Origin of the sequence: Neisseria sp. 74A18, from assembly GCF_001308005.1 — a bacterium.
Classification (GTDB): Bacteria; Pseudomonadota; Gammaproteobacteria; order Burkholderiales; family Neisseriaceae; genus Neisseria; species Neisseria dumasiana.
In genome coordinates this window covers 1-23,853 of record NZ_LGZA01000025.1, presented here as the reverse complement: position 1 = coordinate 23,853, position 23,853 = coordinate 1, and the positions used below count along the sequence as shown (strand labels likewise).

At 49.2% G+C, this 23,853-nt stretch carries 24 protein-coding genes, 1 other RNA gene and 1 pseudogene; 9 read left to right on the top strand and 17 right to left on the bottom strand.

Features of this window, described 5'->3' with window-relative positions:
- The first annotated feature begins 40 nt into the window (after positions 1-40).
- Entirely contained in the window at positions 41-586 is a 546-nt protein-coding gene (gene tssJ / locus AKG43_RS08545; RefSeq protein WP_054600150.1) for a type VI secretion system lipoprotein TssJ, read from the top strand.
- Positions 587-1,000, top strand: coding sequence for a type VI secretion system baseplate subunit TssE (gene tssE, locus AKG43_RS08540; RefSeq protein ID WP_054600149.1), 414 nt, complete (start codon positions 587-589; stop codon positions 998-1,000).
- A 765-nt stretch (positions 1,001-1,765) separates the two neighbouring features.
- On the opposite strand, the gene AKG43_RS08535 is transcribed toward tssE, so the two are convergent.
- The 4 genes from AKG43_RS08535 to AKG43_RS08520 all read right to left on the bottom strand — a co-directional run bounded on the left by AKG43_RS08535 (position 1,766) and on the right by AKG43_RS08520 (position 7,333).
- Positions 1,766-3,289, bottom strand: a complete 1,524-nt coding sequence (locus AKG43_RS08535; RefSeq protein WP_054600148.1) for a DHA2 family efflux MFS transporter permease subunit — start codon at positions 3,287-3,289, stop codon at positions 1,766-1,768.
- A 244-nt stretch (positions 3,290-3,533) separates the two neighbouring features.
- A complete protein-coding gene (locus tag AKG43_RS08530; RefSeq protein WP_369799573.1) occupies positions 3,534-4,712 on the bottom strand; it encodes an efflux RND transporter periplasmic adaptor subunit in 1,179 nt (392 codons plus the stop codon).
- 397 nt (positions 4,713-5,109) lie between these two features.
- Positions 5,110-5,781 (bottom strand): dethiobiotin synthase, encoded by a 672-nt coding sequence (gene bioD, locus AKG43_RS08525; RefSeq protein WP_054600146.1) that lies wholly within the window; start codon positions 5,779-5,781, stop codon positions 5,110-5,112.
- A gap of 175 nt (positions 5,782-5,956) precedes the next feature.
- Positions 5,957-7,333 carry a sodium:alanine symporter family protein gene (locus AKG43_RS08520; RefSeq protein WP_054600145.1) on the bottom strand — a complete coding sequence of 459 codons (1,377 nt, stop codon included), beginning with the start codon at positions 7,331-7,333 and terminating at the stop codon, positions 5,957-5,959.
- Positions 7,334-7,629: 296 nt separating this feature from the next.
- On the opposite strand from AKG43_RS08520, the gene AKG43_RS13550 reads away from it, so the two are divergent.
- Positions 7,630-7,755 (top strand): hypothetical protein, encoded by a 126-nt coding sequence (locus AKG43_RS13550; protein WP_255351196.1) that lies wholly within the window; start codon positions 7,630-7,632, stop codon positions 7,753-7,755.
- A gap of 145 nt (positions 7,756-7,900) precedes the next feature.
- Here AKG43_RS13550 and apaG read toward each other — a convergent pair whose 3' ends face one another.
- The 4 genes from apaG to AKG43_RS08500 all read right to left on the bottom strand — a co-directional run bounded on the left by apaG (position 7,901) and on the right by AKG43_RS08500 (position 10,830).
- Positions 7,901-8,269: a Co2+/Mg2+ efflux protein ApaG gene (gene apaG, locus AKG43_RS08515; protein WP_054600144.1), complete on the bottom strand. Its 369-nt coding sequence runs from the start codon at positions 8,267-8,269 to the stop codon at positions 7,901-7,903.
- Positions 8,270-8,297: 28 nt separating this feature from the next.
- Positions 8,298-8,786, bottom strand: coding sequence for a phosphatidylglycerophosphatase A (locus AKG43_RS08510; protein ID WP_054600165.1), 489 nt, complete (start codon positions 8,784-8,786; stop codon positions 8,298-8,300).
- On the bottom strand, positions 8,779-9,738 hold the full coding sequence (gene thiL, locus AKG43_RS08505) for a thiamine-phosphate kinase (protein ID WP_054600143.1): 960 nt from the start codon (positions 9,736-9,738) through the stop codon (positions 8,779-8,781). Before thiL ends, AKG43_RS08510 begins: the two co-directional genes overlap by 8 nt.
- Positions 9,739-10,089: 351 nt before the next feature.
- Positions 10,090-10,830: an OmpA family protein gene (locus AKG43_RS08500; protein ID WP_054600142.1), complete on the bottom strand. Its 741-nt coding sequence runs from the start codon at positions 10,828-10,830 to the stop codon at positions 10,090-10,092.
- Positions 10,831-11,285: 455 nt separating this feature from the next.
- On the opposite strand from AKG43_RS08500, the gene AKG43_RS08495 reads away from it, so the two are divergent.
- On the top strand, positions 11,286-12,236 hold the full coding sequence (locus AKG43_RS08495; protein ID WP_054600141.1) for a CysB family HTH-type transcriptional regulator: 951 nt from the start codon (positions 11,286-11,288) through the stop codon (positions 12,234-12,236).
- Positions 12,237-12,350: 114 nt separating this feature from the next.
- Here AKG43_RS08495 and AKG43_RS13660 read toward each other — a convergent pair.
- The 7 genes and pseudogenes from AKG43_RS13660 to AKG43_RS08470 form a co-directional block, all read right to left on the bottom strand.
- A pseudogene (locus AKG43_RS13660) lies at positions 12,351-12,512 on the bottom strand (signal peptidase); the annotation flags it as partial.
- 74 nt (positions 12,513-12,586) lie between these two features.
- Positions 12,587-12,979, bottom strand: coding sequence for a 30S ribosomal protein S9 (rpsI, locus tag AKG43_RS08490; RefSeq protein WP_054600140.1), 393 nt, complete (start codon positions 12,977-12,979; stop codon positions 12,587-12,589).
- Between the two features lie 9 nt (positions 12,980-12,988).
- Complete coding sequence (gene rplM, locus AKG43_RS08485) at positions 12,989-13,417, bottom strand: 50S ribosomal protein L13 (RefSeq protein WP_054600139.1); 429 nt, start codon at positions 13,415-13,417, stop codon at positions 12,989-12,991.
- 251 nt (positions 13,418-13,668) lie between these two features.
- A non-coding RNA gene (ssrS, locus tag AKG43_RS12380) (6S RNA) lies at positions 13,669-13,846 on the bottom strand.
- A 13-nt stretch (positions 13,847-13,859) separates the two neighbouring features.
- Positions 13,860-14,156: a cell division protein ZapA gene (locus AKG43_RS08480; protein WP_054600138.1), complete on the bottom strand. Its 297-nt coding sequence runs from the start codon at positions 14,154-14,156 to the stop codon at positions 13,860-13,862.
- A gap of 16 nt (positions 14,157-14,172) precedes the next feature.
- Positions 14,173-14,556: a hypothetical protein gene (locus AKG43_RS08475; protein ID WP_054600137.1), complete on the bottom strand. Its 384-nt coding sequence runs from the start codon at positions 14,554-14,556 to the stop codon at positions 14,173-14,175.
- A gap of 120 nt (positions 14,557-14,676) precedes the next feature.
- On the bottom strand, positions 14,677-15,666 hold the full coding sequence (locus AKG43_RS08470) for an NAD(P)H-dependent glycerol-3-phosphate dehydrogenase (RefSeq protein ID WP_054600136.1): 990 nt from the start codon (positions 15,664-15,666) through the stop codon (positions 14,677-14,679).
- 296 nt (positions 15,667-15,962) lie between these two features.
- Between AKG43_RS08470 and AKG43_RS08465 the strand changes: the two genes are divergently transcribed.
- On the top strand, positions 15,963-17,120 hold the full coding sequence (locus AKG43_RS08465) for a cytochrome-c peroxidase (protein WP_054600135.1): 1,158 nt from the start codon (positions 15,963-15,965) through the stop codon (positions 17,118-17,120).
- 78 nt (positions 17,121-17,198) lie between these two features.
- Here the strand turns inward: AKG43_RS08465 and metK are convergent, their stop codons facing one another.
- Positions 17,199-18,368 carry a methionine adenosyltransferase gene (gene metK, locus AKG43_RS08460; protein ID WP_054600134.1) on the bottom strand — a complete coding sequence of 390 codons (1,170 nt, stop codon included), beginning with the start codon at positions 18,366-18,368 and terminating at the stop codon, positions 17,199-17,201.
- Positions 18,369-18,595: 227 nt separating this feature from the next.
- On the opposite strand from metK, the gene AKG43_RS08455 reads away from it, so the two are divergent.
- From AKG43_RS08455 to AKG43_RS13545, 4 genes are all read left to right on the top strand, one after another.
- Positions 18,596-19,477 carry a lysophospholipid acyltransferase family protein gene (locus AKG43_RS08455; RefSeq protein WP_054600164.1) on the top strand — a complete coding sequence of 294 codons (882 nt, stop codon included), beginning with the start codon at positions 18,596-18,598 and terminating at the stop codon, positions 19,475-19,477.
- A 15-nt stretch (positions 19,478-19,492) separates the two neighbouring features.
- The gene (gene rfaQ, locus AKG43_RS08450; protein ID WP_054600133.1) at positions 19,493-20,590 is read left to right on the top strand and encodes a putative lipopolysaccharide heptosyltransferase III; all 1,098 of its coding nucleotides are present in this window, start codon (positions 19,493-19,495) and stop codon (positions 20,588-20,590) included.
- 178 nt (positions 20,591-20,768) lie between these two features.
- Complete coding sequence (locus AKG43_RS08445) at positions 20,769-21,608, top strand: GNAT family N-acetyltransferase (protein ID WP_054600132.1); 840 nt, start codon at positions 20,769-20,771, stop codon at positions 21,606-21,608.
- 18 nt (positions 21,609-21,626) lie between these two features.
- Positions 21,627-21,758: a hypothetical protein gene (locus tag AKG43_RS13545; RefSeq protein WP_255351195.1), complete on the top strand. Its 132-nt coding sequence runs from the start codon at positions 21,627-21,629 to the stop codon at positions 21,756-21,758.
- Positions 21,759-21,995: 237 nt separating this feature from the next.
- Here AKG43_RS13545 and AKG43_RS13595 read toward each other — a convergent pair whose 3' ends face one another.
- Positions 21,996-23,663, bottom strand: a complete 1,668-nt coding sequence (locus tag AKG43_RS13595) for a calcium-binding protein (RefSeq protein WP_054600131.1) — start codon at positions 23,661-23,663, stop codon at positions 21,996-21,998.
- Positions 23,664-23,853 lie beyond the last annotated feature (190 nt).

Genomic DNA, 23,853 nt, shown 5'->3' with positions numbered 1-23,853 from the left:
ACCACTCATTAATTTAAATAATTCAATAACGGGTTAAACCATGAAAGCAAAGCTTAACTTCAAGAAATATACTCAAATCGTTATGTATGGCCTGCTGTTGGCAGGCCTTACCGGCTGCGGTGCATGGCAAACTGTTAAAGACGGAACAGTAAAAACATCCAGCAGTATATTTTTTAGCAAACTCAAAGTGTTAAAGCTGGATATTATTGCACGCCATGGTGTGAACCAAACGGAGAGGGGGCAATCGTTATCTACGGTAGTCAGAATTTACCAACTCAAAGACAATCAAAGCTTTGATGCTGCTGCTTATCGTGATTTGTTGAATCAAGATACTGTTTTATTAGGTGATAATCTGTTGGCCAGCAAGCAGCTGACATTTCGGCCCGGAGAGGCTATCAGCGTAGATGAAGAAATTCATCCGGATACCAAGTATGTTGGTCTTGTGGCGTTCTTTAACCGCGCGGATGACAGCCAAACTTGGAAGGTTCTTATTCCCAAGAAAAAATTCTCCAACAAAAAAGCCTTGGTCATTGAGCTGAAAGAAGTTGGCCTATACATGCAAGACGGAAAGAAAGCCGATAAATAAATGGAAGCCGGCCTGTATGAAAAGTTGACCGGCTATTATTCAGACGGCCAAAGAATGGAAGATTTGCCTGACAGTTTGCAGCTGGTAAAAAGCGTATTAGACAATATGCAGCGTATTCTCAATACGCGCAGCGGAGCGTTAAAGCATATTCCTGATTACGGTATTCCTGATCTCAGTATGGTCTATAAAAATCTTCCTTCAAGTGCTAAAGACTTGCGCAGCCATATGTATGCCACATTGCTTAAATACGAGCCGCGCTTGACCGGATTGGATATTAAACTGACCGAATCTAAAGATAATTTGATGATTTTGTGTTATCAGTTGGAGTGCAGAATTGAAAAAGTAGGTTCGGTTGTGATTGATACTTATTTTATGCCCGAAGGCGTGGTTAATGTGCGGCAAACCAAGCGTTGAGCAAAATATGTGAATGATTGAAAAGTGATCTGTTATCAATAAATAAGGTTGTGGAAAGTTTTATTACGATGAATAATCGCTGAAGCTGCATAAGGTGCTTCAGCGATTTATTTTTGTCTGTTAATGCAATATTGACTTTATTCTTAGAAAAACCTTTGCAAAATTCCTATGGTTAATCAACTTAAGAAAGAGTAAATAAATCATACTCGGGCTTGAGCCGAGCGCAATGTAATTGTTACCGAAATTAAGTTAGTTTGGCTATATGGCTTGCCGTGCTGTGGGTGTGTGTGTGGTGTTGGAAAAGGTCGGGTTATTTACACTTTTTATACCAAACAGCTTTTGTTTTTTGCAGGAATGATGGTTTCGTGATTTTTGAGTATTCTCTAGAACGATGCGGCTTCGCCGTGCCTTTCGGCATTCTTGACAACCCTCAAAAATCCCAAAATGGGTCTGCATGCAAAAAACGGAAAGTGTAAACAACGCTAGAATTTCCTACAAGATGGATCGGGCTGGGCTTGGTTACAGCCGGTGTGCTGGTGTTGGCTTTGAAACATTAACGTGGAAGCTCAAGCCGATAATGTTGTCTTACAGCACTTTATCTGCTCTTGATGGCTTTGTTTCAATATAGTCAGCCAACTTAATTCCACCACGGTATTGCTCGCATTAGCTCAAAGAGAACGATCGGCTATATATCAAAATGACGGCCGTCTGAAAATATGTTTTTCAGACGGCCTTGATGATGCGGCCACGGTTTGCGTTTTCTTGTTAATGATGGCCGGGCGACGAACCGAAAGGCGGTTTGGCCAGCCAGATAACGGCAATCATCGCAATGAATAAAAGGCTTGAAACCCAAAAAATTTCATTGGAACCCATGATAAAACCCTGTTGCGTAATGGCGCGGGTAATGCTTTCCAGGCTTTGCTGTGAAGACATGCCTGTTTGGGCAAGGTTTTCTACTGCAAGGTGGGTTTCGGTTGAATAAGGGGTAATGTGTTCCGTGAGCCTGGTGTGGTGCAAGCCTTCTCTTCGCTCCCACATGGTGGTAACGACCGATACGCCGACCCCGCCCATAAATACCCTTAAAAAATTCGATAAACTGCTGGCAGAGGCAATTTGCGGCCCCTGCATCCGCGATAGGGTAATGGTGGTGAGGGGGAGGAAGAACATGGCCACACCTAATCCTTGCCAAAATTGCGGCCAAATTACGTTCGACATATCCATGCCGGTGTAAAAGTTGGTGCGCCAGTAAAAAGTACAGGCAAAAACCAAAAAGCTTGCGGTAACCAGCCAACGCATATCGATGCGGTGGCCGAATTTTCCGATAATCGGCGACAGCAAAATAGGCAGAAATCCTACCGGTGCGGCAACCAGCCCGGCCCAGGTTGCGGTGTAGCCTAAGTTGGTTTGCAATACCAAAGGCAGCAAGGTAAGCGTGCCCATATAAAGCATGAAGCCCAGCGAAGTGGCGATAACGCCTACGGTGAAGTTGCGGTCTTTAAACAGCGATAAATCAACAATCGGGTGCTTTTCTCCCCATTCCCACACGATGAAATAAGTGAGGCAAACAACCGCGATAACGGCAAGAATGATGATTTCTGCCGATGCGAACCAATCCAGCTCTTTGCCGCGGTCGAGCATCATCTGTAAAGCACCCACACCGATAACCATCAAGGCCAAGCCTGTGTAATCTATGGGCGTTTTTTTGATTTCCGTTTCTCTCGCGCCCAGCTGCCTCCATGCGATCCAGGCCGCTGCAATGCCTACGGGTATATTGATGAAGAAAATCCAGCCCCAATGCCAGTTATCGGAAATCCAACCGCCCAAAATCGGCCCCAGCACCGGCGCAACCACAACCGTCATCGCCCAAAGTGCGAGGGCGAGTGTGCGTTTTTCCGGCGGATAAGAGGCCATCAGCAGGCTTTGGGACAAGGGAATCAGCGGGCCGGACACGAAGCCCTGCAACACTCTGAAAAATACCAACAAGGGCAAGTTGGGAGCGATGCCGCACAGCCATGAGGTAATAACAAAGCCGATAACCGCAGTCAGAAAAATTTTCACTTCGCCAAAGCGTTTGGCGAGAAAGCCGGTGAGCGGCACGGAAATGGCATTTGCTACGGCAAACGAGGTAATCACCCATGTGCCTTGGGTGGTTGCCGCGCCTAAGTCTCCGGCGATAACGGGAACGACAACGTTGGCGATGGTGGTGTCGAGCACTTCCATAAACACCGCCAAACTTAGGGCCAGCGTTACCCATACCAAACTGGCGCCTTTTAAGGGAGGGTGGGTCATCATTTCATAACTTCCATGGCGGATCAGGTTGCGTAAGGTTCAAAACATCTTGAAGTCTGTGCAAACATCTGCGGCGTGCTGCTTAGTGTTAAAAATGCGTTGATTGATTATATTGTAATCGTATGCTTTTTAAGCGAAACCTGAATCCAATGTTGTACATGATTGTGAAAATATGCTGACAACGAGGCCGTCTGAACAGGCTATTCAGACGGCCTCATGGACATGAATGCCGACCATGCCGGCACTACTTGGCATATTTTTCGAAAATCTGCTCAATTAAGGCATCGGCGGCCGACCAATCCACGGCATCCGCTTCTGCGGCAGAAACCTGTTTGTCGGCTGCCTCTGCCATGGTTTTGCCGTTGCCACTGTTGGCGGTATCCACTTTTACCGACATCGACAAACCCACGCGCAAGGGATTGGCTTTTAATTCTTGCGGATTGAGGCTGATGCGCACGGGAACACGCTGAACGACTTTAATCCAGTTGCCGGTGGCGTTTTGCGGCGGCAACAGTGAAAACGCACTGCCCGTACCCGCCGACAAACCCATGACTTTACCGTGATAAACCACGCGGCTGCCGTATAAATCGGCGGTCATGGTAACCGGTTGGCCGATGCGCATTTTACGCAATTGAACCTCTTTAAAGTTGGCATCAACCCACAAATTGTTTAACGGTACGACCGCCATCAACAAAGCACCCGGTGCGATGCGTTGGCCGACCTGAATATTGCGTTTGGCAATTTGCCCCGCCATCGGCGCACGGATTTGGGTGCGCTGTAAATTCAACCAAGCATCTTTGATGTGGCTGATGGCCGTCTGAACGGCAGGTTGCTGGCGGAGGGGAATGTTTTTGCCCAGCAGGGCTTGTGCGGAATCTGCTTCGGCTTCTACGGCTTTCAAAGCGGCTTGAGCCTGTACGACGGCGGCGCGTGCATGGCTGAGTTCTTCGCCTGATACGGCATCGGTTCCCTCCAAGCTTTCGCGGCGGCGCAAGTCGGCCTGTGCTTTAGCCAATTCTGCTTTGCGGATGAGAACTTGGGCTTTTGCTTGGGAAGTTGCGGCGGTTTGCCGTTTGTTTTGGCGGATGGCTTGAATCAGTTCGTTTTGCGCGCGGTCATATTCCAGCTGGAAATCGGTATCGTCCAGCACGACCAGCACATCGCCTTTTTTGACGATGTCGGTGTCGTCAACCGCTACGCGCCGCACCGTGCCGCCGATTTGCGGGGTAATCTGCACCAAATGGCCGGCTACATAAGCATCATCGGTTTTTTCTTCGTGCTGCCACACCAAAAAATAAACCAGTGCAAAGCCCAATGCCAATACGATAAAAAACAGCGTAACCAGAGTGAGATTACGCTTACGGCGGGACAACTGGCGCCGTCTGTTTATATTGTCAGCAATATTTTGCGGAGTATCCATCATCCCGTTCCTGATTTTTGAGCCGATAAGCATTTCAGACGGCCTGTTGCGTCTTGATGCTGCCCCAACAATTTTTCTTTTTAAACAGTTAACTTTTAGAAAGTTATTGATATGGAATCACTATAAAAAGTGTGGGTATTTTATCTCCCAGTCATTTAATCAGGCAAGTGACTGTATTGGTATGGATTAAAGTGTTTAAAGGTATATGAGTTGGATAGAAAAGCCGTAAAAAAACTCAAGTATTGGGTCTTTACCACCGTTATTTGCGGCGTATTGCTGCGTTATATGCTGCTTTGAACTGTATAGGCACTAGAGAATTGTGCAAAGGTTTCAGGCCGTCTGAAAAATTTGCCGGAACATGTGTTTCAGACGGCCTGACGCTCAAGCGTGCAATTCACGGCTACCATAAGCAGGATGGGGAAAAATAGTGTAACAACGCTTGCGGTTCAGCCGAAGGAGCATGGGGAACAACACCCAGCAGCGGCGCGGGAATACGTGCCTTTAATGTGGCAAGGTAGTCTTCAAAGCGGTGGGGAGCCGCATCGACACAGTTGGCTACCCAACCGGCTAAGGGTAAGCCTGCTTGCAAAACGGCGCGTACAGTCAGCATGGCATGGTTGATGCAGCCGAGTTTCATGCCCACAATCACAATAACCGGCAGTTTTTCTGCTGCCACCCAATCTGCGAAATCTACTTGACTGCCCAACGGTGTAAACCAGCCGCCAGCGCCTTCAACCAATATCCAGTCGCCTTGTTGCTTTAAAGCGGCCAAGCCGTTGCTTAATACTTGCGGATGAATGTCCACATCTTCGTCGACGGCGGCCAAGTGCGGTGCGGTGGCTTCGCGAAAGGTGTAACAGTTATGGGCGGTATAAGGCAGGCAGACATTCGAGGCCGTTTGCAGGCTCAACACATCGGCGTTACAGCCGGTGCTGTCGGCTTCGGAAGCCACGGGTTTGAAGCCGATGGCTTTTTTTCCGTTTAGGGCGGCGGCGCGCAGAAGTAGGGTGGAGCAGAGGGTTTTGCCGATTCCGGTGTCGGTGCCGGTAACAAAGTAAACACGAGGTTGCATTAATTTCAGACGGCCTCTAGGCAATATCGGAAGTTCAGGATTATATAGTAAGAGACCTTCGCAAAGGTTTCTGCCTGTATTTGAAAATGCAGATTTCGTATCAAAGACTTCCCCCATCCAGACACGGGTACGATAAAAAAACGACCCGGATTGACCGGGCCGTCTGAAAAAAAGATTAATGCAGCTCGCCGCTCTTGCGTTTGGCTTTAAAGTCTTGTGTTTCTTTCACAATCACGCCGGAAAGCAGAATCAATGCAATCAAGTTCGGAATCGCCATCAAACCGTTGAAGGTGTCTGCTGCCAGCCATACCAAATCCAAGCTCGCTACCGTACCGATCATGACCGTGGCAACATAAATCACGCGGTAAACATTGGCAAAACTGTCGCCAAACACATACGCCGCACATTTTTCACCATAGTAGCACCAGCCTAAAATAGTGGAGTAGGCGAAGAAAATCAGGCCGATGGTCACTACCCAACCCCCGGGGCCGGGGAGCAGTTGGTCGAACGTGGTGGTGGTCAGCGCAGCACCGGTAATTTCAGGTTTGACAAATACACCGTCTGCCCCAATTAAGCCCATGACCAAAATAATGCCGGTGATCGAACAAACGATGATGGTATCCAAGAACGTGCCGGTCATCGATACCAATGCCTGACGGACAGGATGGTCGGTTTTGGCAGCTGCCGCAGCAATAGGCGCCGAACCCATACCCGCTTCGTTAGAAAACACCCCGCGTGCCACACCGTAGCGGATAACGCTGCCGAGTGCGCCGCCGGCCACGGCTTGGCCGGTGAAAGCATCGGTCAAAATCAGTTTCACGGCGGGAATCACCAGCTCGAAGTTCATTAAAATAACCACAATACCGCCGGTTACATACAATACGGCCATTAAAGGCACAATCAGCGAAGAGGCGGTGGCGATGCTTCGGATACCCCCCAATACCACAATGGCGGTCAGGATAGTTAATGCAATGCCCGTGTAGAGCGGGTCGATGTTAAAACTGGTTTGAACGGCTTGTGCCACAGAATTCGATTGTACCGAGCTGCCGATGCCGAAAGATGCAACAGTACCGAACAAAGCAAAAGCATAAGCCAGCCATTTCCATTTGCTGCCTAAGCCACGCTCAATGTAATACATCGGTCCGCCGGACATTTCGCCTTTTTTGTTGGTTACACGGTATTTAACGGCCAACACGCCTTCGCCGTATTTGGTGGCCATGCCGAAAATGGCGGTGATCCACATCCAAAACACCGCGCCCGGCCCGCCTGCAACCACTGCGGTGGCAACACCGGCAATGTTACCTGTTCCGATGGTGGCGGAGAGGGCGGTCATCAAAGCACCGAAATGGGAAATGTCTCCGTCGTGATCGCTGCCGTCTTCTCTTTTGCGGTGCGGCATAAAGGCTTGCTTAAGCGCATAGCCCAACATGCTGAATTGCAAACCTTTTAGCATAACGGTTAGCAATATGCCCGTGCCAACGAGCAATACCAGCATAGCAGGCCCCCAAACCCAGCCGCCTACCGTATCGAAAAAGTTTTTCAAGGCATCCATATTTGCTCCTGATTGTTAACATTTTGTTCTAGTTTGCACATTTCAGCACAAGGCGTAAAGAATTGCAAGCAGGGGTTAAGCCCTTTCAAAGCTTGCTTGAGGCTTGCCGGACGAATAAAAATATTACTTTGGCAAGCAAGAACGAGAGTGCCATGTGGCGTTCGTTTTGAAAACGACAAGCCGAAACCCTTGCAAAACTGCCATCTGTTGCGTATTTTTGCGTTGTGCGGCTTATACAACCGTTTTGTTTGAGCTAAGGTGTATCAACGCTGCAGTAAAAGTGAAGTTGATTGGCTATGATTGTTGCACTTGTTGCACTGCTACTCTTGAAATGTATCTACACTTGGGGTTTCGCAAAGGTAACAGGCCGTCTGAAATATTCAGACGGCCTGTTTGGGCTGTCGGATGATGCAACAGAATAACCGGATTAGATTGATAGCTCATGTATTGGGAATGCTTTAAATGGGTCGGTTTAGTCCTTGCGGAGTAGCGGCTTTGTTACAGTTGTTTCAAACCCGTCGCAGCGTGCCAAACAACATGGCATCACTACACAGCCGTAGAGTTTTTTTAATGCACGACCACGTCGGCCCGCAGATCGAATTTCGGAATCGGCACAGAAAAGCGTTCGCCGTAGCTGTCTTCAAATTCGTAACTGCCTTCCATGCAGCCCCACGGAGTATTGAGATGGGCACCGCTACTGTAATAGTAGTGTTCGCCGGGATAGAGTACGGGCTGTTCGCCAACCACGCCTACGCCGGATACTTTTTCCACTTCTCCGTGCGCGTCTGTAATACGCCAATGGCGGTTGCGTAGGGTAATCACTTCATCGCTGTGGTTGTGAATAGTGATGTCGTAGCTGAACACATATTTGTCTTTGGCGATATTGCTTTGTTCTGCCAAAAAGCTGGGTTCTACAATAATTTCAATTTCATCCATATTTTTATTTCCATGTATTCAGACGGCCTTATATCAGCCATGCTCCGATTTTGAGTGCCCATACAGTAAAAACGGCAGCCACTATGTCGTCAAGCATAATACCCAGCCCGCCATGTAAGCGCGCATCAAGCCATTTTATCGGCCAAGGTTTAACTGCATCAAAAAAACGGAACACTAAAAACGCAGCCAACCACCATGTCCACTTGAACGGTACGAACGCCAAAACCGTCATCATGGCAACGATTTCATCCCACACGATGCCGCCGTAGTCGTGTATGCCCAGTTCACGTTCGGTTTGGCTGCAAATCCGTATGCCCCAGACGAACAATATCGCACAAAATGCCGCCAACCACCACCCTGAGATACCGATTAAATGCAAGATAAATGCAATCGGTAAAGCAGGTAAAGTACCGAATGTGCCGGGTGCGAACGGAGCGAGACCGCTGCCGAAACCAAACCCTAAAAAACACACGGGCCGTGCTTTCAGCCATGCCAAATCCGGTTTGAAGTTAGCCAAAATGATCAAAACCTAAAGTAGTTAAAGTTATGGTATTGCCGTTTGAATCTAAAATGTTCAGACGGCCGCTGTCGTTGATTTTACCGATGCGGGTAACGGTTGTTCCACAGGCATTCCCTGCTTCTATCACGGCATGTCTGCACGCTTGCGGGGCGGTAAACAATAATTCGTAGTCGTCGCCGCCGGCAAAGATGTAATCATACAGTAAAGATGGATCCAATAGTTTGCGCAGTTCGGGCAAAGTAGGAACAGAATCTGCATAAATTTCTGCACCGACGCCGGAAGCTTTTAAAATGTGTCCCATATCTTGCGCCAGGCCGTCTGAAATATCTTGGGCTGCATGGGCAAATGAAAGCAAGGCCTTGCCTAATTCAACCCTCGGCGTGGGGCGTAAACGGATTTTTTCGCATAAAGCAAAAGTTTCATCGGGCAGCTGTATTTTCCGCCAATGATGATTTAAAGCAGCTGCGGCCAAACCGATTCTTCCGGAAACCCAAATATCATCACCAATACGCGCGGCATCACGTCTTAATGCTTTTCCCGAAGGCAGCTCTCCGATTATTGTAACATTGAATACCAAATCACCTTTAGTGGTGTCTCCCCCAATCAAAGTTATACCAAATCGTTTTGCTAAGGCAAACATACTGTCACAAAATGCCGTGAGCCAGTTTTTGTCTAATTGAGGTAGCCCCGCGCTTAACAGAACCCATCTAGGAGTCGCTCCCATGGCTGCCATATCAGAGATATTTACAGCCAAAATCTTGTGAGCTAGGTCTTCAGGACAAACATCGCCAAAGAAATGCCGATCCTTAAGCAGCATATCGCTGCTGAAACATAAGTCCCATCCCGGGCGAGGGCGGATAATGGCAGCATCGTCGCCAATGCCCAGTAATACATCTGTATCGGTTGGTTGGGTAAATAAATAATTTTTGATGAAGTCGAATTCTTTCATGGCTGATAAAGACCGGCTGGTATAGCCAATCCGCTTAATTTTTAATACAAGACAGCAAGATGCGGACAGTACAGGTACGAAACCGATTCTGTTGGCGCTTCAGCGGTTCGCCCAATCGCTCTCTTTGGGATAAGGCGCAGCAACACCGTAGTAAAAGTTAAGTGGATTGGCTATAGATATATTGAAAATAATGCATCGAATATATCTTATAGCAAATAAACTTTATTTCTGCTACGGCGTTACTGCACTGTATCAAAAATAAGTTTATTCGCTATATTTCTTGGCATGTTTTCTAAGCAAAAGAAAACCCCGCATAAAGCGGGGTTCAGAGTAAATTTCTGTCGTAAAAAATTACGGACGGGTGTAGCCGTGATATTTAGAAGCAGGGCCGGGAATCCAACCGCCTTCAGTAGCAGGGCGCTCGCCTTCAACATGGCCGGGAGCTACTTGTTTGGTAACCAAAGTGCGGATCTTAACATCTACACGACGGTCAGGTTCGATACACGCAATCAGAGCAGCACGTTTTTGAGCTTTAGATACTTTTTTGCCCAAGTTGGCTACTTCTGCTTCACAAGAAGCAGTCATGCGTGCTTGAGATTCGCCCAAACCTACAGCAGAAATCTTGCCAGAAGAAACGCCACGGCTAACCAAGTAGTTGGCCACAACATTGGCACGACGTTCAGACAGATTTTGGTTGTATTCGTCTGAACCCATGAAGTCGGTGTGACCTTCAACGCGTACAGCTTCAACATTGGTGTTGCTCAAGCGTTGCGCCAAGCCGTTCAGAGTTTCGGCAGCTTCAGGACGGAGATTGTCTTTGTCGAAACCGAACAATGTTTTAGCAGATAAAGAAACGGTTTCATCGGCATATTGAGGAGCGGTAGATACGGCTACGGCATCGTTACACTCAATACGGCCTTGAGTTTCTTTGTTGAAATAGGTATTTTTCCAGCACTCGCCGTAGTTGTTGCGTACAACAGTTTGTTGGCGGTCTACGGTGTAACCGTGTTTGGTATGCGGTTCGCTGGCCATTGCGGTGCCTGAAGCCACCAATGCAACGAACAAGGCGCTTAATTTCAGCTGTTTGGTCATTTTATTCCCTCATCAAAGATTGTTATGCAGCGGTTAAAGTTTGCTTATCCGCTGCAAATCACCAAATATACAGGCCACTGTTGTAAAACGGCGGCAAATCGGATATATCAGTTTGCACTATAAAGAAGCTGGGGGCAAACTGTCAATAGCACGACGCCGGCACACAACGGCAAAGACCCGCTTCCTGTTCATAAATCATGCCGAAAAATCAATCTTGTGTCATTTATTTATCGATAAATCAGGAAGTAGGGTAATTAGTAGTTGTACAAAAGATACACAAACATATCCGAAAGAATATGGCCCGTTGATATAATTAAAAGATTGTTTATTAAAAAACAAAAGCTTTACTGTGCATTTTTATGTGATAGGACAGATTTTGTTAAAGTATGCTACATTCTGGTTGGATTGTCGTACATAGCCCACAAATTTCTATCTCATTATTAATTAATATTTATATGAAGTTACAGCAATTACGTTATGCTCTTGAAGTTTCTCGTCATAATTTGAACGTATCGGAGGCGGCAGAAGCGTTGTTTACTTCGCAGCCGGGTATATCCAAGCAAATCCGCTTATTGGAGGAGGAGCTCGGCATTCAAATTTTTATACGCAGCGGGAAACGGGTGGTTTCCGTTTCTCAGCCGGGTAAAGCAGTTTTGGAGTTGGCAGAGCGTATTTTGCGTGATGTGCAGAATATCAAAAATATCGGTCATGAATTCACCGATCAGGATAGTGGTTCGTTAACTATCGCCACTACCCATACGCAAGCAAGGTATGCCTTGCCTAAGGTGGTATCGGAATTTGTGAAAAAATACCCTAAGGTTAAACTCAGTATCAAACAAGGTAATCCATCGGCCATTTCTCAAATGGTTGTCAGCGGCGAGGCTGATTTTGCTATCGCAACAGAATCTTTGGAAGAAGGTGATGAATTGCGGAAATTATCTTGTTCCGAGTGGACTCATGCGGTTTTGGTGCCTGACCATCATCCTTTGTTGGAATGTATGAATCCGCTTAGTTTGTCGGATTTGGCCCGCTTTCCTTTGGTAACCTATGAATTTGCGATAAATAATAACAGCAATATTTCCCGTGCATTCTATAAAGCTCGACTGGATATGCCTTCTGTTGCATTGTCTTCTGCGGATACCGATGTTTTGAAAACTTATGTGAGATTGGGTTTGGGCGTAGGTTTGATGGCGAAAATGGCTTACGACAAACAATTGGATCGGGATTTGCATCTTATTGATGCTTCTCATTTATTTGAACCCTCCCAAACTTATATCGCTTTACGCCCTGATACATATTTGCGTGGTTATACTTATGATTTTATTAATTTATTTGCACCGGGCTTGAATAGGGAGAGAATTGATAAAATCTTGTATCAACCGGTGGAAGAAGATTTTTCGATATAGGCGATATGGGTATGAATGATGATTTTATTTCAGTATTGTTGTGAATGAAAAGAGAAGTAATGCTTGAAGAAGAGTAATTTTTAACGTTTGGATGGTAGGTGTACTGCCAGTGTGAGACCTTTGCAAAACTCCCAAATGCGGATGCAGTTCAAGGCGTAGCAGCACAGCGAGTGCAGACATATCATATAGATAGGCAAACGAGCGAGCAGCGCACAACGCAGAAATGCGCCGCAGATGGGAGTTTTGCAAAGGTCTCAGTGTGTGATTGCAATACATTTGCTGCCCAAAAGAAAAATCCCTGTTTGTAAACAGGGATTTTTGATAATGTAAACGTAAATAAGTAATAGGAATTAACGTTTTGAGAATTGTTTTGCGCGACGTGCTTTGCGCAGACCCGGTTTTTTACGTTCAACTTCACGTGCATCGCGGGTAACAAAGCCGGCTTGAGATAATGCAGATTTCAAGGCTGCATCGTAATCAATCAAGGCACGGGTAATGCCGTGGCGGATAGCACCGGATTGGCCGGTTTCGCCGCCGCCGGTTACATTTACTTTAATGTCGAAAGATTCGGCATTTTCAGTCAGAACCAAAGGCTGGCGTACGACCATGCGGCTGGTTTCGCGGGCGAAAAATTCGTCAACAGGGCGGCCGTTTACGATGATTTGGCCGGTACCTTTTTGCAGAAATACACGAGCCACTGAACTTTTGCGGCGGCCGGTGCCGTAGTAATATTTACCGTTCATGTGGTGTCCTTAGATATCTAAAACTTTGGGTTGTTGTGCAGCATGGCCGTGCTCTGAGCCGGCGTATACTTTCAGTTTTTTGATCATGGCATAGCCCAAGGGGCCTTTGGGCAACATGCCTTTAACGGCTTTTTCCAAAACGCGCTCAGGGAATTTTTCTTGCATTTCGGTAAAGTTGCGCTCGTAGATGCCGCCGGGGAAACCTGAGTGACGGTAATATTTTTTGTCTAAAGCTTTATTACCGGTTACGCGCAGTTTGTCTGCGTTGATGACGATAATGTAGTCGCCGGTATCAACGTGCGGGGTGTATTCGGGCTTATGTTTGCCGCGCAGGCGACGGGCGATTTCTGCGGCAACGCGACCCAATACTTTATCTTGGGCGTCAACCACAAACCACTCGCGCTTTACTTCATGCGGCTTGGCTGAAAAGGTTTTCATAAGGGGTAATCCAGATAGATATAGAAAGCTGCCGATTTTATAGATGATTCGGAAGTCTGTCAATCTGATTTGAGTTGCTTGGGAAAATACGTTGAAGACTTTAGAATGAAAGCTGAATGGTGTTGTATTGGTTGCTGTTTCTGTGTGCTTGAGTGTGGCTTGAGTTGAATGGTTTGTGAGAGTTTATGTGTTTGGTTGTTGATTTTTTATCAGGAGAAAAAATGCCGCCTAACGGCAGCATTTTGTTTTGGAGAATCCCCGCTGGTGTCGTTTAGGCTGAATCCGCTTGAACCTTGCTGACAAGGCGGTCACCACGGGCAGTTTCGGGTGCATCTGTAAAGACGCTCGCGCCCACTGCATCTCCCGGCAACCTAAAGCGAACGTATTGGTTCAAAGGAATGTATGCCTTCGCGAACACCGCAGGGAAAAAGCTTTTGGCTTGCTATGCCGTTTTGGATAAAACTTTATCGCAAGCATTAATCATGTCTGTTATTTTACGCTCAAAATCGCCGATTGCCAAATCATCTTTCATCGACATTTTTAGGAGGTCGTGAACGACGTTGAGTGCGGCCATGATGACGATTTTGTCGGTTTCGACGATGCGGCCGGTTTGTTTGATGGTGTCAAACTTTTGGTTCAGCATGTTGACGGCTTGCAGAAGGGTGTTTTTTTCTTCTGACGGTGTGCCGATGGTAAATGAGCGGCCCATGATGTCGAGGCTGACTTGTTCGATACTCATTGTCGGGTATCCTTATTTATTGGTTTGCTTCGGGTTCTTGCGGCAGGCGTGCCAGCAGTTTGCGGAGGTGTTCGGCGCTGGCATTCAATGCGTCGCGGTATTTTTGGTTTTCGGCGGTAAGATCGTCGATTTTATTTTGCATTTCGTCGGTAACGGTTTGAATGCGGTTCTGCATTTCGTTTTTGAGGTTGCTCATTTGTACCATGAGGGCTTCGCTCAATTCGTCGACGGCAGCTTGGTGTTCGTTTTTTTGCTGTTCTTGTGCCATTTGGTGTCGGGCTATTTCGCTTTTCAGGCGGGCGATTTCTTCTTGATGGCGTTTGTTTTCGCCCAGCTGGGTTTCGAATTTCTGTACCAGCTGGTAAACATTGATTTCGAGTTTTTCCAGAGATTGATTCATGTTGTGTACCGCTCGGTTGATATGGGGGCAAGCATAGTAGGGATGGATGGGACTGTCAAATAAGGCCGTCTGAACGTGATGTTTTTCAGACGGCCTGATATGTGACGGGTAAGTAAAGGGTTATTCGAAGCGGGTTTCGCGTTCCATTAACCGTTCGACAACTTGGCGGGCATTGAGTTCTTTTCGGAGCAGCTGGAGCAGGGTGTGGGTAATCGGCATGTCGATTTGGTATGTGCAGGCGGTGTTGAATACTTCTTCAATGGTGCTGACGCCTTCGGATACGTGGCCGATTTCTTTTAATACTTGGTGGAGTTCTTTGCCTTCTGCCAAGCCTAAGCCGACTCGGCGGTTGCGTGAAAGTGCGCCGGTGCAGGTAAGAATCAGGTCGCCGATGCCGGCCAGCCCCATCATGGTTTTGGGTTGTGCGCCCATGGCGACGGCAAGGCGGGTGATTTCGGCGAGACCGCGTGTGACGAGGGCGGCGCGGGCGTTGAGTCCGTATTCGAGGCCGTCTGAAATGCCGGTGGCGATGGCCATGATGTTTTTGACGGCACCGCCTACGGCTACGCCGATGATGTCTTCACTGCCGTAAAGGCGCAATACGTTGCTGTTCAGACGGCCTATCAGTTCCTCTGTCCATTCTTTGTTTTCCGAAGCCAACACAACGGCACAAGGCAGTTGTTTGGCCAATTCTTGGGCAAAGCTTGGGCCGGATAAGACGCCGATTTTGGTGTTGTCGGGTACGACTTCTTTAACGACTTGGAAGGTGAGCAGGCCGGTGTCTTGTTCGAAGCCTTTGCAGGCTGTAAGGATGGGCAGGTGTCCGGCGTTGTGTTCGACTAAAAGTTTGACGCTGTCGCGCAACCCTGCAACGGAGGTAACGATTAATACCAGTTCGGTGTTTTTCAGGGCTTCTTGTAAGTCGGTATGGACGCTGAGGGTGTCGGGAAAGGAAAAGCCCGGAAGGTAGCGTTTGTTTTCTTGGTCTTGCCGAAGGGTTTGCATGTGTTCGGCATTGCGCGACCATAACGAAATACGGTGGCCGTGTTGTGCGAAATGTAGGGCAAGCGCGGTTCCCCAAGAGCCTGCGCCTATAACGGTGATATTCATATTGGTATTCTCATTGTTGGAATGGGCTAACTTTAAAACAATCACCGTAGGGGTGCAAGTTTGGTAAAGCAGCAATGGCGGGCGGACGGGTAAATGGAAGACGGTATGAATCGACGGCAGCCGTTTTAATAATGGCTATTGATGTGATTTGTAATTTTTATAGATTGCAAAACATTGATTTTAAGCAAATCAAGAAAAAAGATGATGTTTATACTGAAAATGTTTGTAAGGATTTTGTTGTTTAACCGTCTTGGTCAATACCGATATCAAATAACCATAAATATTAAGGAACCACCATGAAAAATGTTTTGAATAAGGGCAGTGTTGCCCTTGCTGTATTGTTGGCTCTTTCTGCTTGCGGTGAAAAAGAAAAACCTGCGCAAACCGAAGCGGCTTCCGCGCCTGCTGTTGCTGCCTCTGCGGCCTCTCAAGCGGCTGTGGACAACAGTAATGCTTCGCCCGAAGACAAAGAGTTGTTGAAACAGGCTCAAACATTGTTCCAGCCGCTGCCCGATGAGGTTGAAATGCAGAAAGCCCATCCTATTACGCCTGCACAGGTTAAGCTGGGTCATCAGTTGTGGTATGAGCCGCGTTTGTCGAAGGGTAATACGGTAAGCTGTAATTCTTGCCACAGCCTTGCCACCGCCGGTGTGGACAATCTGCCGACCAGCCCGGGGCACAAGGGTACTTTCGGCGAGCGCAACTCTCCGACTGCATTGAATGCGGCCTTGCTGGGCAGCCAGTTCTGGGATGGCCGCGCGGCAACGGTGGAAGAGCAGGCCGGCGGCCCGCTGTTGAATCCGGTGGAAATGGCCAATACCGACCAAGCATCGGTTGAGAAAAAAATCGCAGGCATTCCCGAATATCAGGCTTTGTTTAAAGAGGCGTTTCCCGAAAAAGGCGGTGCGGTTTCTTTTGAAAACATTACCCATGCGATTGCGGCATTCGAGCGCACTTTGCTCACGCCGACGAAGTGGGACGATTATTTGAAAGGCAATATCAATGCCTTGAATGAAACCGAACGCCAAGGTGTACGTTCGTTTATCAACAACGGCTGTATCGCCTGCCACAAAGGGGTAACGCTGGGCGGAGATTCTTTCCAGAAATTCGGTTTGGTCAAAGGCCCTTATTGGCAGTTTACCGGCAGCAAAAAACATGACGAAGGCCGCTTTGAAGTGACTAAAGCGGAAAGCGATAAGTTTGTGTTCCGCGTGCCGGGTTTGCGTAACGTGAGCCGTACTTATCCTTATTTCCATGACGGCAGCGTGTGGGAGTTGGATAAAGCGGTGAGCATTATGGGCGAAGCCCAATTGGGTAGAGAACTGCCGAAAGAAGAGGTAGAAAAAATCGTAGCGTTTTTGAATACCTTGTCGGGTTCCGTGCCTGAATCTGCGCGCACTGTGCCGGAGTTGCCGGTGTATTCGGAGAAGGAAAGCCGTCCGAACAATAATTAAGAACGTAGTGTCTGAATAAACTTGAGGCCGTCTGAAAACGAATGTTCAGACGGCCTCAAGTTATTCGGCTCGGCAGGATTACAAACCTGCGGCCGCTTTTAATGCCGGCACTTTGTCGGTGCGCTCCCAAGTAAACTCGGGTTCTTCGCGGCCGAAGTGGCCGTAGGCGGCGGTTTTGCTGTAAATCGGGCGTTGCAGGTCGAGCATCTGCACAATGCCTTTCGGGCGCAGGTCGAAATGTTCGCGTACCAATTTAATCAGTTCTTCTTCGTTCAATTTGCCCGTGCCGAAGGTGTCGATGGAAATCGAGGTCGGTTCTGCAATGCCGATGGCGTAGGAAACCTGCACTTGGCATTGGGTGGCCAAGCCTGCGGCAACAATGTTTTTGGCAACGTAGCGGCAGGCATAAGCGGCGGAGCGGTCGACTTTGGTGGGGTCTTTGCCGGAAAATGCACCGCCGCCGTGGGGGGCTGCGCCGCCGTAGGTATCGACGATGATTTTACGGCCGGTTAAGCCGCAGTCGCCTTGCGGGCCGCCGATGACGAAACGGCCGGTGGGGTTGATCAGATATTTGGTGTCTTCCGTGAGCATGTTTTTCGGCAGCACGGGTTTGATGATGTGTTCGATCACGGCTTGGCGCAGCTCTTCATGCTCGATTTCCGGGGCGTGTTGTGTGGACAATACCACGGTGTCGATGCGTTTGACTTTGCCGGTTTCGGCATCGTAAACGGCGGTAATTTGGGCTTTGGCATCGGGGCGCAGCCACGGCAGGCGGCCGTCGCGGCGCACTTCGCTTTGGCGTTGCATCAGGCGGTGGCTGTAATAAATGGCAAACGGCATCAGCGTGGGGGTTTCGTCGCAAGCGTAGCCGAACATCAGGCCTTGGTCGCCCGCGCCTTGGTTTAAGTCCAAGCCTTCGCCTTCGTTCACGCCTTGGGCGATGTCGGGAGACTGTTGGTCGTAGCACATCATGACCGCGCAGCCGTTGGCGTCAAAGCCCAGCTCGGAAGAATTGTAGCCGATGCGTTTGATGGTTTCGCGCGCTACTTTGATGTAATCGACGTGTGCGGTGGTGGTTACTTCGCCGGCAAGCACGCACAAGCCGGTGTTGACCAGAGTTTCGGCAGCCACGCGGGCAGTCGGGTCTTGCGCCAAGATGGCATCGAGAATGGCATCGGAAATCTGGTCGGCCACTTTATCGGGATGGCCTTCCGATACCGATTCGGAAGTGAATAAATATTCGCTCATGGGGGAATGCTTTCTTAAATAACGAAGCCGCAGGCCAAAAGGATGCGGCGGGTAGAAAATAAACGCTGGGATTATAGCAGAGAACGCCGTTTTGGGGCGGGGCATGCCGTCTGAAAAAAGCGGAATCAAAGCGGTGCAGGGGCGGAAGCTTTTTGTTTGAAGAGTGGTTTGGCCGTGCCTTTTTTCTATTACAATAGCAGCATTTTTCTATCACCTTTTTTATGTTCATGCAGAAACTGATTGCTTTGATTTTCCGCCTGTTTGCTGCGTTGCCTTTGCCGTTGCTGCATGTTGTCGGCCGCGTGGCGGGCGGATTGGCGTTCCGTGTTTCGGCTTCGAACCGGGAACGCATCCGCAAGCATTTGGAGATTGCCGGCATCCGTTCAGACGACCGAATGGTAAAAGCGGTGTTGCAGGAAACCGCCAAGGGCGGTTTGGAGCTGCCGGTGGCTTTTTTCAGACGGCCTGAAGAAGTGGCGGCGCTGTTTAAAGAAGTACACGGCTGGGAACATATTCAGACGGCCTTAGACAACGGCGAAGGGTTGTTGTTGATTACACCGCACATCGGCAGCTACGATATTGCCGGCCGCTACATCAGCCACCGCTTGCCGTTCCCGCTTACGGCCATGTACAAACCGCCGAAAATCAAAGCGTTCGACGAAGTGATGCAGGCAGGCAGGGTGCGTGACAAAGGCCGCACCGCCCCGGCGAATATTCAAGGTGTCAAGCAGATTATCAAAGCTCTGCGGGCCGGCGAAGCAACGATTGTGCTGCCCGATCATGTACCCGACCCGCAGGAAGGCGGAGAGGGCGTGTGGGCCGGTTTTTTCGGCAAGCCTGCTTATACCATGACCTTGGCCGCCAAATTGGCGCAGATCAAAGGCGTGAAGGCATTGTTTTTCTGCGGCGAGCGTTTGCCCGAAGGACAAGGATTCGTGCTGCACATCGAACCGCTGCAAGGCGGCTTGACCGGCGATAAACAGCACGATGCGGCGGTCATCAATCAAAATGTCGAAAATTGGATCCGCCGGTTTCCCGAACAATATCTTTTCGCCTACAACCGTTACAAACATCCGGCAGGCGCACCGCCGCCGCCTGATGCCGTCTGAAAAAGGTTTGTCAACATGAGTTCTCACTACGAGCATGCGCCTAAAAGCGTTTTGGTTATTAAATTGCGGCATCACGGCGATGTGCTGCTGACCACGCCTGTTGTCGATAAAATCAAACAGGCTTATCCCGATTGCGCCGTCGATATGCTGGTGTATCGCGAAACGGCGGATATTTTGCGCGACAACAGCCAGATACGCCGTATTTTTACGATTGACCGCCAATGGAAAAAGCAGGGAGTGCGGCAGCAGCTTGCCCATGAAACGGCACTCTTTTCCGATTTGAAAGCACAAGGTTACGACTGGGTGTTCAACCTTTCCGACCAATGGCGCGCGGCAGCGGTGGCCAAGTTGTGCGGCAAACGCAGCGCGAGCCTGCGGTACGGCAAGCGCGATAATGCGCTGTGGCGGTTTTGCCATAACGAATTGAGCGAAGATCTCGGCCATGAGCACCATATTGTCGAAAACCATTTGGCGGTGCTGCGCCCGTTGTGGCGGCTCTATAACGCTTACCGGCCTAAAGTGCGCATGGAGATTGATACCCTTACCCGCGAATCGCTGCATGCCAAGTTAACGGAACGCGGCTGGCAGGGAGAGGCTTATGTGTTGATGCACCCCGGTTCGCGCTGGCAGTTTAAATGTTGGGATAACGGTAAATATGCCGAACTGCTGCAACGCCTGCTCGACAGCGGCCGCAATATCGTATTAACCGCAGCTCCCGATTCTCAAGAGCAAGCTATGTTGGCAGACATTACAGGCCGTCTGAATATTCCCGAAGGAGTAAAAGTATGGCAGCTGTCGGGATGCCTGAACTTGCGCGAGCTGGCCGCCGCCATTCACGGCGCGCAACTGTTTATGGGTGTGGATTCCGTTCCCATGCACATGGCTGCTGCGCTCGACAAACCGCAAGTAGCCTTGTTCGGGCCGAGCTGGGTCAGCCGCTGGCGGCCCTATTCCGACAAAGCAACGGTCGTGTGGGCGGGAGATTTCGGCGAGCTGCCCCATCCGGACAGCATCAATACAGACGATCCTACCCGCATGTTGGAAGCGATACCCGTAGATGCGGTATGGCGGGTGGTGCAGGAAAAGCTGGCAGAAGCAGGTGAGGCCGTCTGAAAACAGCGTGCGGCGGCAGCCTCCTTTCACGCACCATTTTATTCCGTCCGACGGGCTGATGCTTTAGATTGATACCGCACTACGGTATAATCGTCGCCACAAAGAAGAGAATTATCCGGTATTGCGCCATTTTGTTTTATTCCGCGCCGAACAACAATATAGTTAAAGCGAGCCGCCCATGTTAGTTTGCAATCCCTATGAAATCATCATTCACGGCACCACCAGCAACGGAAAAGTGTTCCGTCCGAGCGATTGGGCTGAGCGGCTGTGCGGTATCTTATCTTCTTTTGATAAGGGCAACCGGCTGTCTTATCACGAGTGGGTACATCCGATATTGGTCGATAAAATCCGCTGCGTGGCGGTAGACAAAAAGCTCGAAGAAATCAACCCCTCGATGTTCCGCTTTTTGATGGATTTTGCCGCCGACAACGATTTGCGTGTAATGGATTGCCAATCGTTAATAGATGAGCAGGCGGCGGCTAAAGAAACGGCGGCGCAAATACCGCCGGTAGCGGCGGTGGCGGGCGGAGCGGTCGTGCAAGAGGCCGTTGCGGAGCAGCAAAAGGCAGAAACCGTACAGAGCGTGTTGCGTGAAATCGGCGAAGAAGAAACTGCCGTGGCCTTTGCCGCATTAAGCATTTTGCGCACTACGCTGAACGATGTATCCCGCTTTGTCGAGCAGGTTAACACCCACCAACGTCCGCAAGGCTACCGGTTGTTGGGTATTTTTGAAGAAGGCAAAACCAATGCCGTGGCCGTATGCGGTTTCCGCGAGCAAACCAATCTCGCCAGCGGCCGCCATATCCATATCGACGATGTGGTAACGATTCCGCAAGGACGCAGCAAAGGCTATGCCGCGCGCTTGCTGGCCGAAGTTCAAAAAATTGCCGAACAATCCGGCATCCGTAAAATTCATGTCCAATCCGATGTAGGCAGCGAGCGCACACCCGCCCACCGTTTGTATTTTGAAAGCGGGTTTGAAATCGACGCGTTCCATTTTGTCTGCAAAGTAGATTGACGGTTTGAGGAGGTAATCATGAAAGTATGGTATGGGGCAATATTGGCGGTGTTGTTGGCTTCGTGCGCACAATCCGGCTCCGGTTCACGGCAGATATACGGAGAAGTGAAAGGCGGCGTGGAAACGTCGCACACCCGTATCGGTCGTTAATACGCATGTCTAACATATATTGATTAGAGGCCGTCTGAAAAGGTTTTCAGACGGCTTTTATTATTAAACTTAAGTTAATAGACTGTATCCGATGTCTGTAAAGGTTTTGTTTGTTGGCAGGAAAACTTTGCAGGCAATAAAAATCCCCCGAAAACCGCCTTAACAGGGCAGTTTTCGGGGGATGTTTTCAGCGGTTTACAAATTGCGGCGGCCGTCCGCAATATGTGTGCCGTTTATTTAGATAATGCCTTCGTTGTTATTCGGCAGAGCTACCGAATCGTAGCTTGCGGTAGCGTAGCCGGTGTCAACGCCTTGAGCACTCAAGGCTTTGTCGATGGCTGCGGTATCCCATACGCTGCCGTCGTCGAAGTTGAATTCTTCGATGCGGTAGGCAGAGCTTTCAAACCATTTCACAACGGTGAGAATATCTTTATCGTTGGCTGAGATGGTCAAGTCGTTACCGTTGCGGCTGAATTCCAGATCGGAAGAGTGCAAACCGTGCCAGAATTCGATCACGTCGTGGTTGCCGGCAGTGGTATCGTAATCGCAGATAACATCTTTGCCGTAACCTTTGTTAAACACATAAGTGTCGTTGCCTGCGCCGCCTTCGAGGTAGTCGTTGCCTGTTCCGCCGTCTAACCAGTCGGAACCGCCTTTACCGATCAGGCGGTCGTCTCCGCCCATGCCCCGCAACTCGTTGTTGGCACCGTTGCCGATGATTTCGTTGTTGAGGCTGTTGCCGGTACCGTTCAGGTTGGCATTGCCCATCAAAATCAGGTTTTCAACATTGTCGGGCAGTTCGTAGTTGATATAGGTGCGAACGGTATCCAAGCCTTCTCCGGGCAGTTCGATCACTTTATCGCCTGCTTGTTCAACCAGATAAACATCGTTACCTTGGTTGCCGCGCATGATGTCGTCACCTACGCCGCCGTTGAGATAGTCGTTGCCGTTACCGCCATACAAGGTGTCGTTACCTTCTTGGCCGTAGAGCGTATCACCGTTGTTGTCGCCGTAAATGATGTCGTCGCCGCCTTTTCCGTAGATCACGTCGGCGCCGCCGCGACCGTCAATGATGTCGCCGTGTTGGGTGCCGTAAATGGTGTCTTTATGGTCGGTGCCGATAATTTTTCCGTCAATGATGTTGCCGGGGTTTTTATCGATGCCGCCAAAGCTGTTGTCGGGATTCGGGTTGTTGTCTTTGCAATCTACGCAATCATCAGGCTTCGGCTCAGGCTTCGGCTCAGGCTTCGGCTCAGGCTTCGGCTCAGGCTTCGGCTCAGGCTTCGGCTCAGGCTTCGGCTCAGGCTTCGGCTCAGGCTTCGGCTCAGGCTTCGGCTCAGGTTTCGGCTCAGGTTTCGGCTCAGGCTTCGGCTCAGGTTTCGGCTCAGGTTTCGGCTCAGGTTTCGGCTCAGGTTTCGGCTCAGGTTTCGGCTCAGGTTTCGGCTCAGGTTTCGGCTCAGGTTTCGGCATTGGCTCGGGCTTGGGTAAAGGCTGCCAGCCGTCAGGATTTTTAGAATCGGGATTGTCCGGTTTGGGTTTCCAATTGCCTTTGCCTTTGTCGTCATCGTCCCAATCGGGTTTGGGGTGGGGTTTGGGTTGTGGCTTGGGCTTCCAACTGCCTTTGCCTTTGTCGTCATCGTCCCAATCGGGTTTAGGCTGTGGTTTGGGTTTGGGAATCGGTTTCCAGCCGCCTTTTCCGTCTTGACCCCAGTCGGGTTTAGGTTGTGGTTTGGGTTTGGGCTGGGGGTATAAGGGCGGGTAGTAATGATCGGGATAGCAATCGATCCATCCTCCTTTTTTGCCTTTTCCTCCCTTGTCTTTACTTCCGCCTTTTCCACCCCAGCCGTAGCCGTAATAGCCGCCGTATCCGGGTTGGAAGCCATAAGAAGAATAACCGTAACTCATTTTGAATCTCCCAATAAGGTTTCGTTGTTAAATCATTTACTTCAATAAAATTGCCTTTAAAGTAAATGACGGAATTTGTATTTTTATTCTAACTTTAAAGTGGTTTTTTTCAGTTTCATTTTATTCAAATGGCAGATTTGAAGGCCAAATGGTTATGTGTTAACGGTTATGAATATTTTTATATTAATAA

Bases quoted from the DNA above. Each gene is read 5' to 3' on its own strand.
- tssJ (WP_054600150.1), top strand. From the start codon at position 41: ATGAAAGCAAAGCTTAACTTCAAGAAATATACTCAAATCGTTATGTAT.
- tssE (WP_054600149.1), top strand. From the start codon at position 587: ATGGAAGCCGGCCTGTATGAAAAGTTGACCGGCTATTATTCAGACGGC.
- AKG43_RS08535 (WP_054600148.1), bottom strand. From the start codon at position 3,289: ATGACCCACCCTCCCTTAAAAGGCGCCAGTTTGGTATGGGTAACGCTG.
- AKG43_RS08530 (WP_369799573.1), bottom strand. From the start codon at position 4,712: ATGATGGATACTCCGCAAAATATTGCTGACAATATAAACAGACGGCGC.
- bioD (WP_054600146.1), bottom strand. From the start codon at position 5,781: ATGCAACCTCGTGTTTACTTTGTTACCGGCACCGACACCGGAATCGGC.
- AKG43_RS08520 (WP_054600145.1), bottom strand. From the start codon at position 7,333: ATGGATGCCTTGAAAAACTTTTTCGATACGGTAGGCGGCTGGGTTTGG.
- AKG43_RS13550 (WP_255351196.1), top strand. From the start codon at position 7,630: ATGATTGTTGCACTTGTTGCACTGCTACTCTTGAAATGTATCTACACT.
- apaG (WP_054600144.1), bottom strand. From the start codon at position 8,269: ATGGATGAAATTGAAATTATTGTAGAACCCAGCTTTTTGGCAGAACAA.
- thiL (WP_054600143.1), bottom strand. From the start codon at position 9,738: ATGAAAGAATTCGACTTCATCAAAAATTATTTATTTACCCAACCAACC.
- AKG43_RS08500 (WP_054600142.1), bottom strand. From the start codon at position 10,830: ATGACCAAACAGCTGAAATTAAGCGCCTTGTTCGTTGCATTGGTGGCT.
- AKG43_RS08495 (WP_054600141.1), top strand. From the start codon at position 11,286: ATGAAGTTACAGCAATTACGTTATGCTCTTGAAGTTTCTCGTCATAAT.
- rpsI (WP_054600140.1), bottom strand. From the start codon at position 12,979: ATGAACGGTAAATATTACTACGGCACCGGCCGCCGCAAAAGTTCAGTG.
- rplM (WP_054600139.1), bottom strand. From the start codon at position 13,417: ATGAAAACCTTTTCAGCCAAGCCGCATGAAGTAAAGCGCGAGTGGTTT.
- AKG43_RS08480 (WP_054600138.1), bottom strand. From the start codon at position 14,156: ATGAGTATCGAACAAGTCAGCCTCGACATCATGGGCCGCTCATTTACC.
- AKG43_RS08475 (WP_054600137.1), bottom strand. From the start codon at position 14,556: ATGAATCAATCTCTGGAAAAACTCGAAATCAATGTTTACCAGCTGGTA.
- AKG43_RS08470 (WP_054600136.1), bottom strand. From the start codon at position 15,666: ATGAATATCACCGTTATAGGCGCAGGCTCTTGGGGAACCGCGCTTGCC.
- AKG43_RS08465 (WP_054600135.1), top strand. From the start codon at position 15,963: ATGAAAAATGTTTTGAATAAGGGCAGTGTTGCCCTTGCTGTATTGTTG.
- metK (WP_054600134.1), bottom strand. From the start codon at position 18,368: ATGAGCGAATATTTATTCACTTCCGAATCGGTATCGGAAGGCCATCCC.
- AKG43_RS08455 (WP_054600164.1), top strand. From the start codon at position 18,596: ATGCAGAAACTGATTGCTTTGATTTTCCGCCTGTTTGCTGCGTTGCCT.
- rfaQ (WP_054600133.1), top strand. From the start codon at position 19,493: ATGAGTTCTCACTACGAGCATGCGCCTAAAAGCGTTTTGGTTATTAAA.
- AKG43_RS08445 (WP_054600132.1), top strand. From the start codon at position 20,769: ATGTTAGTTTGCAATCCCTATGAAATCATCATTCACGGCACCACCAGC.
- AKG43_RS13545 (WP_255351195.1), top strand. From the start codon at position 21,627: ATGAAAGTATGGTATGGGGCAATATTGGCGGTGTTGTTGGCTTCGTGC.
- AKG43_RS13595 (WP_054600131.1), bottom strand. From the start codon at position 23,663: ATGAGTTACGGTTATTCTTCTTATGGCTTCCAACCCGGATACGGCGGC.